General features: G+C 67.5%; 11 protein-coding genes. 3 read left to right on the top strand and 8 right to left on the bottom strand.

Annotation, left to right across the window (positions count from 1 at the left end; translation table 11 throughout):
• Positions 1-24: 24 nt before the first annotated feature.
• The 3 genes from HR9077_RS02700 to HR9077_RS02690 all read right to left on the bottom strand — a co-directional run bounded on the left by HR9077_RS02700 (position 25) and on the right by HR9077_RS02690 (position 4,833).
• Positions 25-909, bottom strand: a complete 885-nt coding sequence (locus HR9077_RS02700) for a ketopantoate reductase family protein (protein ID WP_136064873.1) — start codon at positions 907-909, stop codon at positions 25-27.
• Positions 906-2,834, bottom strand: coding sequence for a DNA topoisomerase III (locus HR9077_RS02695; protein WP_136064871.1), 1,929 nt, complete (start codon positions 2,832-2,834; stop codon positions 906-908). Before HR9077_RS02695 ends, HR9077_RS02700 begins: the two co-directional genes overlap by 4 nt.
• A 79-nt stretch (positions 2,835-2,913) precedes the next feature.
• On the bottom strand, positions 2,914-4,833 hold the full coding sequence (locus HR9077_RS02690; RefSeq protein ID WP_136064869.1) for a hypothetical protein: 1,920 nt from the start codon (positions 4,831-4,833) through the stop codon (positions 2,914-2,916).
• Between the two features lie 137 nt (positions 4,834-4,970).
• Between HR9077_RS02690 and HR9077_RS02685 the strand changes: the two genes are divergently transcribed.
• Entirely contained in the window at positions 4,971-6,809 is a 1,839-nt protein-coding gene (locus tag HR9077_RS02685; protein WP_136064867.1) for an SEC-C domain-containing protein, read from the top strand.
• Here the strand turns inward: HR9077_RS02685 and HR9077_RS02680 are convergent, their stop codons facing one another.
• Positions 6,810-8,186, bottom strand: coding sequence for an AmpG family muropeptide MFS transporter (locus tag HR9077_RS02680; RefSeq protein WP_136064864.1), 1,377 nt, complete (start codon positions 8,184-8,186; stop codon positions 6,810-6,812).
• A 174-nt stretch (positions 8,187-8,360) separates the two neighbouring features.
• Here HR9077_RS02680 and rfaH point away from each other — a divergent pair, with 174 nt between their 5' ends.
• Together rfaH and HR9077_RS02670 are read left to right on the top strand one after the other, a co-directional pair.
• On the top strand, positions 8,361-8,903 hold the full coding sequence (rfaH, locus tag HR9077_RS02675) for a transcription/translation regulatory transformer protein RfaH (protein ID WP_136064862.1): 543 nt from the start codon (positions 8,361-8,363) through the stop codon (positions 8,901-8,903).
• 43 nt (positions 8,904-8,946) lie between these two features.
• Entirely contained in the window at positions 8,947-9,456 is a 510-nt protein-coding gene (locus HR9077_RS02670; protein WP_136064860.1) for an FKBP-type peptidyl-prolyl cis-trans isomerase, read from the top strand.
• A 64-nt stretch (positions 9,457-9,520) separates the two neighbouring features.
• Here the strand turns inward: HR9077_RS02670 and HR9077_RS02665 are convergent, their stop codons facing one another.
• The 4 genes from HR9077_RS02665 to fliQ all read right to left on the bottom strand — a co-directional run bounded on the left by HR9077_RS02665 (position 9,521) and on the right by fliQ (position 14,466).
• On the bottom strand, positions 9,521-11,593 hold the full coding sequence (locus HR9077_RS02665) for a putative bifunctional diguanylate cyclase/phosphodiesterase (protein WP_136064858.1): 2,073 nt from the start codon (positions 11,591-11,593) through the stop codon (positions 9,521-9,523).
• Positions 11,594-11,788: 195 nt separating this feature from the next.
• Positions 11,789-13,324, bottom strand: coding sequence for a putative bifunctional diguanylate cyclase/phosphodiesterase (locus tag HR9077_RS02660; protein WP_136064856.1), 1,536 nt, complete (start codon positions 13,322-13,324; stop codon positions 11,789-11,791).
• Between the two features lie 74 nt (positions 13,325-13,398).
• Positions 13,399-14,184: a flagellar biosynthetic protein FliR gene (gene fliR, locus HR9077_RS02655; protein WP_136064854.1), complete on the bottom strand. Its 786-nt coding sequence runs from the start codon at positions 14,182-14,184 to the stop codon at positions 13,399-13,401.
• 12 nt (positions 14,185-14,196) lie between these two features.
• Entirely contained in the window at positions 14,197-14,466 is a 270-nt protein-coding gene (gene fliQ / locus HR9077_RS02650) for a flagellar biosynthesis protein FliQ (RefSeq protein WP_136064852.1), read from the bottom strand.
• Between the last annotated feature and the right edge of the window lie 2 nt (positions 14,467-14,468).

Genomic DNA, 14,468 nt, shown 5'->3' with positions numbered 1-14,468 from the left:
CTGCGAGCTACGGGCTTCGGGCGATCAGCCCGGCGTGTGGCGGTAGAGTTCCGTGAGTACCGGCACGTCTAGCCCGTGGCGTGTCGCGGCGTCGAGCAGCGGGGCGAGAATCGCCTCGCGCTCGGTGGGCCGCCCGGCGAGCACGTCCTGCAGCATCGAGGCGCGGTTGCCGGCCGTCGCCTCGATCACCCGCCAGACCATCGTCGCCCAGCCCGCTTCGGGGGGCGCGATTCCTTCCGCATCCATGATCGTCGCCACTTCGGCAATCACCGCTTCGACCCGTGGCCGATAAATGGGATCGCGTAGCTCGCCATTGCGAACCCGGTGGATCGACACCAGTGGATTGATCGCGGCGTTGACTGCCAGCTTGTGCCACAGGCGGCGGCGAATGTCGCCGCTCGCCTCGCAGGCCAGTCCGGCGCTGTCGAGAACGCTGGCAACCTGCGAGGCCAAGGCGCTGTGCTCGCCATCGAGATGGCCGATGAAGGTGTGGCCGTGTCCGGCGTGCACCACGCCGTCGGCGCCGTCGGTATACGCGCCTTCGCTGGTGGTGGCACAGAGTACCGGACCCGGCCAGCGTCGGGTCAGGGGCTGCTGGACCCGGTAGCCGTTCTGCCACAGCACCAGCGGGGTTGTGGCAGCGACATGCGGTGCCAGTTCGCGCAGCGCCGGCTCGACGGCATGACTCTTGGTGGTGATGTGCACCATCGCCGGCGTCGATGGCGCCTGATCGAGGCGCAGCCGGGCAATGGATTGGGCGCTCTGTGCGCCGGCCGGGTCGGTCAGCAGTAACGGCGCCGTGCTGGCCTGGCGGCCGAGCAGTGCCAGTTGGACATGACCCGCCAGCCGGCACGCCAGCAGTCGGCCCAGGGAACCGGCGCCGAGGATAAGCCAGGGAGCGGCGTTCATGACTTGCTGCGCGAGGCCGGCTTGCGCGCGGGGCGGCGTTTGCCGGTCGACCTGGCGGTGCCCGAGCCCCGGCGCCGCTTGGGCGGTGCGCCGGCGAAGCCTTCGGCGCTGCCCAGCGCCTGGCGCATGCGCTGGGCATCGGCGGCCGTCAGCAGTTGACGCACATCGTTCACCAGGGCATCGATGAACGGCGCGGGCTGGTCGTCACCCTCGGCGATCGCCCGCAGTCGCTGTTCCCAAAGCGCGGTACGTTCGGGGCGCGTGGCGGCCTCGGGCAGCGCAGCGATCAATGCCTGGCCGGTGCGGGTGGCGCGCAGCGCGCCGGCCTGACGCACCAGGTAGCCGCGGGTCAGCAGCGTCTCGATGATCCCGGCACGGGTCGCTTCGGTGCCCAGCCCGTCGGTATCGCGCAGGGTGCGCTTGACCGCCGGGTCGTCGACGTAGCGGGCGATGTTCATCATCGCCTTGATCAGACTGGCGTCGGTGAATGGCTCGGGCGGTCGGGTCAGCTTGTCGTCGATGCCCGCCTCGTCGACCGTGGTCGGCTCGCCTTCGGTGAGAGGCGGCAGCGGGGGCGCCTCGTCGCGGGTGGTGAACAGCGGCTTCCAGCCGGCGACGCGGATCTCGCGGCCCTGGGCGCGGAAGCGTTCGTCGAGCACCCGGAAGGTCGCCTTGACCTCGCGGGTCTCGAGTGCGGGATAGAACTGGGCCAGCACGTTGCGGGCGATCAAGCGGAAGACATTCGCCTCGGCGCTCGACAGCCGTGCCAGATCGGCCGGCTTGCCGGTGGGCGCCAGCGCATGGTGGGCGCCGACCTGCTTGTCGTTGAAGGCCCTGGAGCGACGGCCGAAATCGGCGCCGGCCAGCCATCCGCGCAGCGTGTCGTCGTTCTGGCAGGCGCTGCTCAAGGTGCGCCTGGCCTCGGCCCAGTGCGCCTCGGGCAGGTGGCGACAGTCGGAACGCGGGTAGGTGATCAACTGGTGACGCTCGTAGAGCGCCTGGCAGGTGTCCAGCACCTGCTTGGCGGACAACCGGTGGCGACGCGCGGCGTCGACCTGCAGCGCCGACAGCGAATAGGGCAGTGGCGCCGCCTGGCGCTTGTCCTGGCTCTCCAGGCTGTCGAGCCGGCCCGGCGCGCCGGGCAGCTTGGCTAGCAGCGCCTCGGCCGGTGAGCGCTCGAGCAGCCGGCCCTGGTCGTCGAGCGGATGATCTTCGCCGGGCTGCCACCAGCCGCGGACGGTGCCGGCGGCGACGCGGAAATCCGCCCACAGCACATGGAAGGGGCGCGGTTCGAAGGCGGCGATCTCCAGGTCGCGACGCGCCACCAGGCCGAGTACCGGGGTCTGCACCCGGCCCACCGAGAGCACCCCGTCGTGGCCGGCCTGGCGCCCGGTCAGCGTCCAGGCGCGGGTCAGGTTGATGCCGTACAGCCAGTCGGCGCGGGAGCGCGCCTCGGCGGCACGGAAAAGCGCCTGGTAGGCCCGGTTATCCTCGAGGCCGGCCAGCGCGCGCTGTACTGCCGGGCGGTTGAGGTCGCTGATCAACAGCCGCTGTACGCGGCCTCGCCAGCCGAGATGCTCGATCACTTCCTGGACCAGCAACTGGCCTTCGCGGTCGGGATCGCCGGCGTGGATCACCTCGTCGGCCTGCTTGAGCAGACCGCGCAATACCTTGAGCTGCCCGCGTGCCTTGGGGCGCGGCGTCAGCCGCCACTGCTCGGGGACGATCGGCAGATGGTCGAGGCGCCACTGCTTGAAGCGTGCCTCGTAGGCATCGGGGGCGGCCTGTTCGAGCAGGTGACCGAAACACCAGCTGACGACGTCGTCGCCGACACGCAGCGCGCCTTCCAAGCGCTGCGGGGCGCCGGGCAGGGCCTCGGCGATGGCGCGGGCCAGGCTGGGTTTCTCGGCGATGATCAGGCGCATGGCGAGGTTTCCGACGAGCCGGTGGTGGGAGTGTATCCATATACAGTCGGAGGCATTATGCCGGTTGTGCGGCGGCGAGTCATGACTTGTTCGAAGCAAGCGCCCGCTTGGCCTGAACCAGCGCGCGATACCAGTCGCGACGCGGTGGGCTGACCGCTGGTGGACGCTGGCTGAGGAAGCTGACGTTGCGAGAGTCGCGGTATTGGCTGGCCTGGTAGTTGCTCAACATGTTCAGGGTGGCCTCGCGGGCGCCGTATTGATCGATCAGGAAACGCTTCGCGGCGGGGTCGAGATCGACCCGGTAATGACGGACCAGCGCCAGTGCCAGCGATTCCGCGGTGCGCGACAGGTCGACATCGATCTCCTTGACCATTGCCGCACCCATTGCCGCCTTGGCGGCGGCCGACAGATTGGGTTCGAGCTGGCCGAAATCGGCGGCGTTGGAACCGTTGATGGCGCGTTGCACTTCCGGGCGCGACAGCTGGATGTGCGGCTCCAGCGCCAGGGCGATCTCGATGGCCAGGCGCTTGGCGGCATCGATGTCCACGGCGATTCGCGAATCGCGCTCGAGCTGGAGGCTGCGGGCACGCTGAGGCTCCTCGATGCCGGCGGCGCCGAAATGCCTGGCGAGGTGCTTGCAGACCTCGGCCTTGGCGGCGTCGTCGAGGGCGATGACGTGTTCGCGCAGGCGCAGGCCGCGGCGCCCGGGGCCCAGCCGCAGGCGGGTCTTCTCGTCCCCCATGCGGGCACTGATATGCTCCCAGCGTTCGGCACGCTTGAGCAGCAGGGCATGGCTGCGCCCGACTGCTTCGTAGGCGCTGTAGGCGGCCTTGTAGAGGCGTATGGCATTGGTCAGCTGCTCGGCCTTGTGGCGCAGCTGGCTGCGGCGTTCGGGCGGGCCGTCGGCGACCGTCGGGGCCAGGTGCTGGGTCTGCTCGGCGAGCGCGTCCATGGCCTGCAGCGAACGCTCGAGCAGCACGTCGGCGCGCAGGCCGGCGGCGGCATCCTCGATCAGCGTGCCCGATTGCTCGGCCAGATAGGCGGTCAGCGCCTTGAGCCGCGACAGGCCGGTGGCCTGGGCGATGCGATAGCGGGCGCGGGCCTCCTCGAGCCCATCGAGCGCCTGGGCCAGCCGCCAGCGGCCGCGGTACTCGAAGGTCAGCATGGGGATCTTGCGGCCACTGATCAGCTCGAAGGCGAGGATCAGCATCTCCTCGACATCCTGCAGGGTCATCAGCAGCTCGTCGTCGCGCTCGATGGCCGCCAGCACGCGCTCGATGAAGTTGGTATCGCGGGGAACGCCGTCGCGCAGGTCCGGGGCGTGCCCCTCGAAGCGCTGGCGCAGCAGCTTCATGGCCTCGGGAGCCAGCTCGGCGATCGCGGCGAACTGCGGTTCCAGCGTCTCGCCGTAGCGCGCGACCAGGTCCTGGATGCGCGCATGCAGGCCGACTCGCCGGTAGATGTCGATCTGGGCGATGACCCGTGCGCTGTCGCGATCGTCGAGCAGCTCGATGGCCGCCAGCTCGACGCCTTCCGGCGAAATATCCTGCTTGCGCAACAGCATCGCCGCGGCTTCGCGTCGCCGGGCATCGCCCTCGAGGCTTTCGACGATCAGGTTGCGGGTGACCAGCAGCAGCTCGGGCAGGCTCTTGATGACCCGCTCGATCTTGTGCGCGGTGCGTTCGGCGCGGCGTCCGCCGGTCAGGTTGTGGGCCAGGTTGGCGATGATACCCGCGGCGCCGGTGATCACCGTGTAGGAGATGAAGAAGATGTAGTTTTCGGCGGTCGGCGCCTTGCCGTAGCCGAGCAGGTAGCCGCCCCAGGCGCCGAGCAGCGTGACCGGCCCCGCGGTCCACAATATCTGCAGCAGATTGACCGTCCAGGGGACCCTTTCCACCGCCGCGGTGATGCGGCGTATTTCGTCGCGTCCCTCGCGCTCCAGGCGTACCTGCGGTGTCTCGGCGGCGGGGCGGGAGGCTCGGCGAAACGGCAAACGCAAGGGGGCGCTCCCTCATGGCTGGACGGCAGGCGCTAACCCTAGCACCGCACACGGCGGCGCGCCATAGACGCCCCCGGCCGATGGGTCGCCGATGCCCAGCCATGTTAGACTGAGACCGATTTTCCAAGGAGAAAGCCATGCTGGCGATGTGGGTGGAACAGCTGCTGGGATATGCCGGGGGCGCGCTGGCTGCCATCCGTGATCATGAGCATTATCCGTCGCTGATGGTCTGGGCGCGCCAGGAGGGCGTGAAGTATGTCGGCGACGACCTGGCGATGGCCCAGGCGCTGGCCCCCGAGTTGTGGAACCAGACCCCGCTGGAACGTCAGGGCTTCGCCTGCGAGCCGCTGGCTCGGCCGGGCCCCGGCGAGCCGTGCTGGTGCGATTCTGGGCGCAAGACCAAGGACTGCTGTGGCGCGGTGACGCTGCCCGGGGCGATTCCGTCGCACCTGATGTGGATGCTCTCGCTGCGCGACTGGAAGGGCGAGACGCTCAAGGCGGCGCTCGACAGTGGCCGGGCGCCGGCCCAGGCGCTGCTCGAGGCCGGTCTGATCGCCGCCGAGGGTGGCCAGCGCGGGCGGGCCCAGCAGGTGCTCGAGACCCTGTTCGACGCCGCCGACTGGGATCATTTGCCGGAACAGGCCGAGCCGGCCTTCGAGCTGCTCATCGATATCTATCAGGAGCGCGGGTTCCATCGCAAGAAGACCGCGTTGCTCGACGCGATCCTCGAGCGCGGCCCGCTGTTCCTGCGTGGCGTGGCGTTGGAGCGGCTGTGTCTGATGCACCTCGACAGCGACGATCTGGCCAGCGCCCGCGAGGCCTTCGTGCGCGCCCAGCAGACATTGCCCGACTCGCCGACGCTGGCCTACATCGAGGCCATGCTGCTGCTCCATGAAGGCCATCCCCGCGAGGCGCGCGAGCGGGCACGGTTCTGGTTCCGCCGGCTGGCGCGCCAGGGCGATCTGGATCCCGATCAACTGCAGTTTCTCGCCGATCTGGCCGACAACCCCGGCGCCACCCTGGCCGAGCAGATGGTCAACTCCGAGGAGGGGCTGGCCGAGCCGCTGACCAGCCTTCAGGCGCTGCTCGAGGCATTGCCCACCGCGCCGCGGCTGCATTTCGAGACCAACGCCGACGGCAACCTGGCGTATCATTCGGCGGCTCGCGAGGACACTCTGCATGCCGCCTGGCAGGCCGAGTTCAACGTCGAGATCGACGAGGACGCGGCCCTGGGCTTCAAGGACGAGCCCTGGCCGCACGCCGGTGACTGGCTCAATGCTCTCTGTGCCCACCCCGAATGGCTGGACTCGCCGCGCGTGGTGCAGGCCCTGAGCATGGCGCTGGCCAGCCGCTTCGGCAGCCTGCCGTGGATGGCCGAGAGTTTCTTCGCGCCGTTGGCGGCGCGCTTCGAACGCTGGCTCGATCAGCTCGAGGCGGTGGGTGGCCGCTTCGCCTGGGACGATGCCGACAATGCCGTGCTGCTGCGCACCGGATTGGCGCTGGTGGTGGGCATGGAGCGCGGCGATCGCGAGCGTTCGCGCCATCTCGCCGAGCGCCTGCTGGTCCTCGACGACCACGACAGCCTGGGGCTGCGCGAGCTGGTGCTCGACCAGTTGCTGCGCGAGGGGCGTGACGAGGAGGCGGTGTCGCTCAGCGATCAGCCGCCGGCCGACGAGGAATCGCCGCTGCTCGGTGTGCTGATGGGGCGTGTGCTGGCGCTGTACCGTCTCGAGCGTTTCGACGAGGCCCGCGATTCGCTGAGCGCCGTGCAGGACACCAACAGCCATGTCATCGCCATGCTGTGCGCCGAAAGGCCCAAGCCGGTGCCGCTGGCCGTCGAGGTCCCCGAGCCCGGCACCCGCGCGGAAGCCTGGCAGTACCGGGCGCTGATGCGCGATCAGTGGCTGGCCACCCGCGGCGCGCTGAAATGGCTCGACGAGCAGCGTCGCGGTGTCCGGGGCTCCTACTCGAACTGATCAATCGTCCGTCGGCCGTTGCATCCGGCCGCTGTCGATCGCCCCGGGCCGGCGGCTGAGCCACCAGGCCAGCCAGATCGCCGGCAGGCCGAGCAGTGCCGCCCACAGGAAGAACGCGCTGTAGCCCTGGCCGGCGACGATCACCCCCGAGAAGCCACCGATGAACTTGCCCGGCAGGGTCATCAGCGATGAAAACAGGGCATATTGGGTTGCCGTGTAGGCGCGCGACGTCAGACTCGACAGGAAGGCGATGAACACCGTGCTGGCCAGACCGTTGGCCAGGTTGTCGCCCATGATGGTGATCACCAGCATGGGCAGCTGGGCACCGGCCAGTGCCAGGGCGACGAACAGCAGGTTGGTGGCCGCGGCGAGCGCCGCGCCGATCACCAGCATCGTGGCGACGCCGTAGCGCACCACCAGTACCCCGCCGAGCACGCCGCCGGCGATGCTCATGGCGATGCCGAAGACCTTGGTGACGTTGGCGATCTGCGACAGCGAAAAGCCCAGGTCGATGTACAGCGGGTTGGCCATTGCCGCCATCGACAGGTCGCTGATCCGGTAGATCCCTACCAGCAGCAGCAACCACAACGCCTGGCGGCCGTAGCGGCTGAAGAAGTCGGTGAACGGACAGACGACGGCACCGATCACCCAGGCGCCGAGGCGGCGCTGCCAGCGAGGGCGGCTTTGCGCCTGGCGCAGGAAGTGTCGCACGCGGGGTTCGTGGACGAGTTGCACGGCCAGCGCGGCGCGCGGCGGCTCGGGGCGCAGCAACACGGTCAGCATGCCGACCCCGACCAGCGCGGCCATGCTCAGGTAGGCGGCGTGCCAGGAGGCCATGTCGGCGATGTACAGCGCCCCGGCGCCGGCGGCGAGCAGCCCGCCGCGATAGCCGATGATATAGGTCGAGGCCATCGCCGCCTGGACCGTTTCGCTGGCCGACTCGATGCGAAAGGCATCGATCACGATGTCCTGGGTGGCCGAGCCGAAGGCGACCAGCAGCGCGAGCACGGCCACGGCCGCCAGGCTGTCGCGTGGATCGATGCTGGCCAGCCCCACCAGGCCAGCGGCGATGACCGACTGAGCCAGTAGCATCCAGCCGCGCCGCTGGCCCAGCCAGCGTGTCAGCAGGGGTAGCGCCAGGCGATCGACCACCGGCGCCCAGAACAGCTTGATCGAATAGAGAATGCCGATCCACGAGAAGAAGCCGATCGCCGCGACCTCGACGTCGACGTCGCGCAGCCAGGCGGTGAGGGTCGAGAATACCAGCAGAAACGGCAGGCCCGCGGAAAAGCCCAGAAACAGCATGGCGATGATCGCAGGCTGGCGATAGACGGCCAGCGCGGCGCGCCAGGAACGGCGTGGGGTGGTGCGGGGCATGCAAGGGCTCTCCTGCCGGTGACAAGCGATCGCAAGGGCATCAAGGCTTGCGGGCATCGATGCTAGACTGGCTGCGGCCAGCGGCTAACTTACGGGGTTTCCGCAGGTTGGATCAATCGCCGATCGCTCTCCGGCGGCGGCCAGGACAGTGACGGTACAGCGCGAGGATGCCTGATGAGGGAACCGAATGACAGCCAAGCCACGCCCAACCCCGATGCCGTGCCGCGCTGGTATCTGATCCAGTGCAAGGGCGGCGAATCGTTTCGTGCCGCCGAGCATCTGGACAACCAGGGCTACGAGATATTCCATCCGGTACTGCAGATTCAGAAGCAGCGGCGTGGCAAGCTGTGCTGGCTCGATGAGCCGCTGTTTCCCTACTACCTGTTCATCCGCCTCGACCGGCTCGACAGCAACTGGCGACCGATCCGCTCGACCCGTGGCGTGCTCAAGCTGGTGGGGTTCGGTGACGAGCCGCTGCCCCTCGAGGACGCCCTGGTGGCGACCCTGCAGGAAAGCGCCGGCCGGCAGCCCGAGGCGCATACCGCCAACGTCTACTTTCGCGCCGGTGAAACGGTCGAGATCAGCGATGGGCCGTTCCGGGCCCTGCAGGCGGTGTTCGAAAGCCAGAAGGGCGAGGAGCGGGCGATCGTGCTGCTCAACCTGTTGCATGGCCAGCAGCGGCTGGAAATGCCGATCGGCCATCTGCGCCGCCAGTAAACCGCCAGAGTCGCGGATTGCCATGAATGACCCAGGAGAAACGATGCCGATCTCATTGCAGCAAGTGGTCAGCCTGCACTACACCCTGAACGGCTCCGATGGCCGTCTGCTCGACGATTCGCGCCGGCGCGATATGCCGCTGCGTTATCTGCATGGCCACGACAATATCGTGGCCGGCCTGGAGCGGGCGCTGGACGGCCGTGAACCGGGCGACCGGTTGAGGGTCGAGCTTCCCCCGAGGGAGGCCTACGGCGAACGCGACGAGGCATTGATTCAGGATGTGGCACGCAGCGCCTTCGGCGAGAACCGTGAGCTTTCACCGGGCATGCGCTTCCAGGCCCAGGGCCCGGACGGCCCGCGGGCGGTAACGATCGTCGCCGTCGGCGATAGCCGGGTCACCGTCGACGCCAACCATCCGCTGGCGGGGCAGACGCTGCGCTACGAACTCGAGGTGCTGGATGTGCGCGGGGCCACGCGCGCGGAACTCGCCAAGGGCCACCCGTTGGACGACGGAGTCGAACCCTCGCAGGTCGAGGATCGCAAGATGCCTTGAGTGGCGCCTGCCTCGCGAAGCGCTCTGGTGGCGCTTACGACGCGTTGACAGCGGGTTGCCGGCTTCATGCCTCTTCGGCGAGGCGAGCGAGGAACGTCTCCGGCGTCTCAGGACGGGCCAGGTAATAGCCCTGCAGGCGCGAAACGCCGTGGCGGTGCAGGAAGGCCAGCTGGTTCTCGGTCTCGATCCCTTCGGCGACCAGACGCAGCTTCATGGATTGTGCCAGGGCGATGATCGAACGCGCCAGCGGTGCATCGTCGCCGTTCTGCAGCGGGTCGATGAAGCTCTTGTCGAGCTTGATCTCGTTGAGCGGAAAATCCTGCAGGTAGCGTAGCGAGGAGTAGCCGGTACCGAAATCGTCGATCGCCAGTTGCACCCCGAACCGACGCAGCTGTTGCAGTGTGGCGGCAAGCTCGGGGGTCGCCAGCAGCGACTCGACGATTTCCAGCACCAGCCGCTGCGGCGCGACGCCGCCTTCGGTGACCAGGTTCTCGATACGCGCGGCGAAGGTGCTGTCGGCGAGTTGTTGAATCGACACGTTGACCGACAGCGTGAGTTCCGTGTCGGCCAGTGGACCGCCCAGCAGCGCCGCCGCCTGGTCGAGTACCCAGTCGCCGATCGGGCGCATCAGGTTGCAACGTTCGGCATCGTCGATGAAGTGCCCCGGGGCGAGCAGGCCGCGTTCGGGATGCTGCCAGCGCAGCAACAGTTCGGCACCGTACAGGGTGCCCTTGCCGGTGAACTGCGGCTGAAGGACGATGCGAAACTGCTGCTGGGCCAGGGCGCTGCGCAACTCCTGTTCGATGCGCAGGCGCTGCGCCGCCCATTCGCTGAGCTGCGGCATGTATTCGAGAAGCAGTCGCTGATCCTGTTGTCGCGCCTGCTTGAGCGCCAGTTCGGCGGCCTGCAGTACCTCGTCGAGGTTATGGCCGTCGCGGGGGTAGTGGGCGACCCCGGCGAGGAAATGCAACTGGCAAGGGTGCTCGTCGCTCAGCCAGGGGGTCTCGGTCAGGGCCGTCAGCGCTTCCTCCAGGCGCTCTAGCAGCCAGGCATCGGGACTGTCGCCGGGCAGCAGTATCGCCAGATAGTTGCCGGGCAGGCGCGCCAGGCGGGGGGTGCGGCGCTGTGGCATCAGGCGCATGCGCAGTACGCCGGCGATCTCGCCGAGGGTCCGGTTGCCGGCCTCCTGGCCGAACTGCTGGTTGATCTGACGCAGCCCGCCGATGCGCACGACGACCAGATGAAAAGCCGCCAGAGCGGCACCCTGACGCAGGATGGCGCGGGTCAGGCCGCGCAGATTGGGCAGCCCGGTGACGGGATCGAAGTGGATCTGCTGGTCGAGATCGTCCTCGACCTCGCGACGGCGAAGGGATTCGGCGAATTGCGACAGCAGGCCCGAGACGCTCATCATCGTGTTGATCTCGTCGGGCTGCCAGTCACGCGGCTGGCTGTCGCCGCAACACAGCACGCCACGCAACTCGCCGCCGACGAAGATGCCGACATCCAGCACAGCGGCGATGCCGTGCTTGCCCAGATAGCCCTCGAGTTCGCTCAGCCTCGGGTCGCCGAGCGCATGGCTGGCGGCTACGTAGGGCATGCGATGGAGGGTGTCGAAGTAATGGCTCAGTTCCTGGCGTTCCAGGCGATCGTCGATGGGCGCGTCGGGCAGGTTGCAGCGACAGGTCAGTGTCTGGCCGGCATCGTCGAAGAACCAGATGCTGATGCGCGGCGTGCCGAGCAGCGCCTTGAGCGATTCGAGCACGACCGAGAGAAAGTGTGGCTCGGGGGCGTTTTGCTGATGCAGCTCACGCAGGTGGCGCCACACCCGTTGCTGCTGATCCAGGCGCTTCCGGGGCGGCGAGGCATCGCCGCCGTCGGTGGACCTCGGGTTGCCGCCGGCAACCCGGCGCAATGCCAGAAGGACAACGATACCGAGCGGGACCAGCGCCAGCAGGAGAATGGCCAGCGCGGTCGTCAGGAAATCGTCGTCGAGCTCCGCGTCATGGTATTGCGCGGCGCCGTACAGGCTTGCCGCGGCCGCGACAAGGCTCCCCAGGAGCGACCCCAGGAATAGCCACTGGATCTTTCGGTAGTTGCATTTCGTCGCCAGCGGCCAGCGCTGCCGTTCGTTTATCATCAGCCTCAGCCTTGTCGTTCAAGGAGTTGCAAAGGCCGGTGATCGACTTCGCCATCGCTGGATGCGGTTGGCAACCGACGGACTGCCGGTGGGCGCTGAGTCGATTCGATCACCCGGATCGCCGTGTCGGCGGGGTCGATAACACTGCGCAAGTCTGCCGGGTTGCACCGTTGACGGTCAATTTCACGTTTGTCGTCAGGAACCTGCGGCGTTGTAACCCGTCGGAGCCGGATAATCGTCGAGCCAGTCGAGCACGGCGTCGGCGTCCAGGGCAGTCGAGATCAGAAAGCCCTGGGCCTGGTCGCAGCCGGCCTCGGCGAGCAGTGTCAGATGTTGCCGGCTTTCGACGCCTTCGGCGATCACCTGCAGGCCGAAGCGGTGAGCCAGGGCGATGGTCGCATCGACAATGAGTGCATCGTCGGGCTGGTTGGGCAATTCGAGCACGAAGGATTTGTCGATCTTGAGGATATCCAGCGGCAACCGGCGCAGCTGTGTCAGCGAGGAATAGCCGGTACCGAAATCGTCGATGGCGATCTGAACGCCCAGTTCACGCAATTCGCCCAGCAGCTGTGCAGCCAGGGCCGGTTCGCGCATCATCGACTGTTCGGTGACCTCGAGCATCAGCAGGTGCGGGTCGACATTGAGCTCGGCCAGCCAGCCGGCGATGCGCTGACTCAGTTGGGCGTCCTCCAGGTCCACCGCCGATAGATTGGCGGCGGTATGCTGCGGGCGCCCCTGCGCTGTCCATTCGGCCATCTGCGCGATCACCTGCTGGAGCATCCAGTCGCCGAGCAGCGCCATGTGACCGGAAGCGACCGCCAGTGGCAGGAAGGTGTCGGGCTGCAGCAGGCCGAGTTGGGGATGCCGCCACTGCAGCAGAGCCTCGAAGCCGGCAATGCTGCCATCGGCGATGTGGATCTTGGGTTGGTAAACGACCCGCAACTGATCGTCGCGGACGGCCAGCACCATGTCGCGCAGCAGTTGTCGTTCGCGGTCGTAACGGTGATCGAGGTCCTCCTGATAGGCGCGGTAGCCTTCGTGGCCTTCGCGGGCCAGCGACAGGGCGATGCCCGAGCGGCGCAACAGGCGGCGGGCCTCCTGGCCATGCTCGGGGTAATTGAGTGCCGAGAGCGACAGCGAGGGGATCAGCGACGTGCCTTCCAGCTCGAGCGGTTGGCAGAGGACCTGGCGCAGATCCTCGTGCAGCTCCGCCGGATCGGTGGGCGGGGCGGCCAGCATCAGGAATTCGTCGCCGCCGAGCCGATAGACCCGGCCCCGGTGGTAGTGCAACTGCAGCAGGCGTTGCGCCAGCGCGACCAGCAGTTGATCGCCGACGCTGTTGCCGAGGTGCTGGTTGATGGTCTTGAGATTGTTGACACTCAGGCGCAGCAGGACGAAGTTCTCGCTGCGTTCGATGAGGCGGTCGATCTCGGCGAGTGCCGCCTGGCGGGTTCCTATCCCGGTCAGGGGGTCGATGTCGGCGACCTGCAGACCGGCCCTTCGGGCCCGGAGCCAGGCTTGCAGCGTGCGTAGATGCGCGGGGGGCTGCTTGCCCGATGGCAGCTGTCGGTCCGCGTCGTTGCCACCGGCCAACAATCGATCCGCGGCCTTGCCGATGGCCAGGGCCAGCGTGAGCAGGCCCAGGCCCAGATGCCGCCCCGCGCCGGCGATGAGCGCATGAGCCGCCCCGTGAAAGGGGCGATGGAAGGGGCGGCGATCTGTGCGGCTCATGGATGTTCTCGTCGTACCGGAAGGGCGGGTGCACGTCCCTCTAAGGTACTCGATGACGGGAAAAGTTTCGCGGCCTAGCTAGCTAACAGCGCGAGCATCTCGCGCATCGTCGAAAAGGCCTGGGCGAAGAGTATTTCCAGAAAGCGCCCGTAATCCAGCATCAGCACCGCGATCAGGACAAGCCCCACGGTCAGGGTCATGGGGAAGCCGATGGAAAAGATCGTCAGCTGAGGTGCCGCGCGATTGAGAATGCCCAGCGACAAGTTGATGATCAGCAGCGCCGCGACCACCGGCAGGGCGAGCAATAGCCCGGAGGTGAAGATGGTACTGGCGTAGCGGGCGATGAACTCGAAGGCATCGGGGTTGAGCGCCTGGATGCCGATCGGCAGCGTCTGGAAGGATTCGGCGAGGATCTCGATGACCACCAGATGGGCATTGAAGGCCAGCAGCATGAGCAACGCGATCATGTACAAGAATCGCGACAGGATCATGGTGTTGGCGCCGGTATCCGGCGAGAAGAAGGTGGCGAAGGCCAGGCCCATCTGCAGGCCGATGTACTCGCCGGCCGCCATCACCACGGCCAGCGCGATGCGCATGATCAGGCCGATTGCCACGCCGATGAGGGTCTGTTCGACCATGATGCCGAGTCCCTGCCAGGAGACGATCGGCACCTCGGGAAGCGGCGGCAGCGTCGGTGCGATGATATAGGCGAGCACGGCGGCCAGGGCGATCTTGGACTGCCGGGGTACGCTGCTGTGCCCCCACAGCGGCGCCGCCATGATGAATGCGGCCAGACGCGTGAAGGGCCAGAGAAAGGCGACGATCCAGGCCTGCAACTGGTCGAAAGTGACTTCGATCATGAGCTGCCCGGCCTACCCGAGCATGTGCGGGATGTTCTGGAACAGCTCGGTGGTGAATTGGGTGATCAACTGGATCAGCCAGGGGCCTGTCAGCACCAGGGCGGCGAAGACCCCGAGAATCTTGGGGATGAACGACAGCGTCATCTCGTTGATCTGGGTGGCGGCCTGGAACAGGCTGACCAGCAGGCCGATGGCCAGTGCCGTGAGCAGCAGCGGGGCGGCCAGGTAAAGGGTCACTTTCATGCCCTGGTAGGCCATGCTCATCACCATTTCCGGCGTCATGT

Source organism: Modicisalibacter radicis, from assembly GCF_900961225.1.
In the GTDB taxonomy this organism is placed as follows: Bacteria; Pseudomonadota; Gammaproteobacteria; order Pseudomonadales; family Halomonadaceae; genus Modicisalibacter.
Note: the sequence above shows the minus strand (reverse complement) of the source record. Positions and strands in the feature narration are given on the sequence as shown.

Bases quoted from the DNA above. Each gene is read 5' to 3' on its own strand.
- fliQ (WP_136064852.1), bottom strand. From the start codon at position 14,466: ATGACGCCGGAAATGGTGATGAGCATGGCCTACCAGGGCATGAAAGTG.
- HR9077_RS02680 (WP_136064864.1), bottom strand. From the start codon at position 8,186: ATGCCCCGCACCACCCCACGCCGTTCCTGGCGCGCCGCGCTGGCCGTC.
- fliR (WP_136064854.1), bottom strand. From the start codon at position 14,184: ATGATCGAAGTCACTTTCGACCAGTTGCAGGCCTGGATCGTCGCCTTT.
- HR9077_RS02660 (WP_136064856.1), bottom strand. From the start codon at position 13,324: ATGAGCCGCACAGATCGCCGCCCCTTCCATCGCCCCTTTCACGGGGCG.
- HR9077_RS02700 (WP_136064873.1), bottom strand. From the start codon at position 909: ATGAACGCCGCTCCCTGGCTTATCCTCGGCGCCGGTTCCCTGGGCCGA.
- HR9077_RS02685 (WP_136064867.1), top strand. From the start codon at position 4,971: ATGCTGGCGATGTGGGTGGAACAGCTGCTGGGATATGCCGGGGGCGCG.
- HR9077_RS02665 (WP_136064858.1), bottom strand. From the start codon at position 11,593: ATGATAAACGAACGGCAGCGCTGGCCGCTGGCGACGAAATGCAACTAC.
- HR9077_RS02670 (WP_136064860.1), top strand. From the start codon at position 8,947: ATGCCGATCTCATTGCAGCAAGTGGTCAGCCTGCACTACACCCTGAAC.
- HR9077_RS02695 (WP_136064871.1), bottom strand. From the start codon at position 2,834: ATGCGCCTGATCATCGCCGAGAAACCCAGCCTGGCCCGCGCCATCGCC.
- rfaH (WP_136064862.1), top strand. From the start codon at position 8,361: ATGAGGGAACCGAATGACAGCCAAGCCACGCCCAACCCCGATGCCGTG.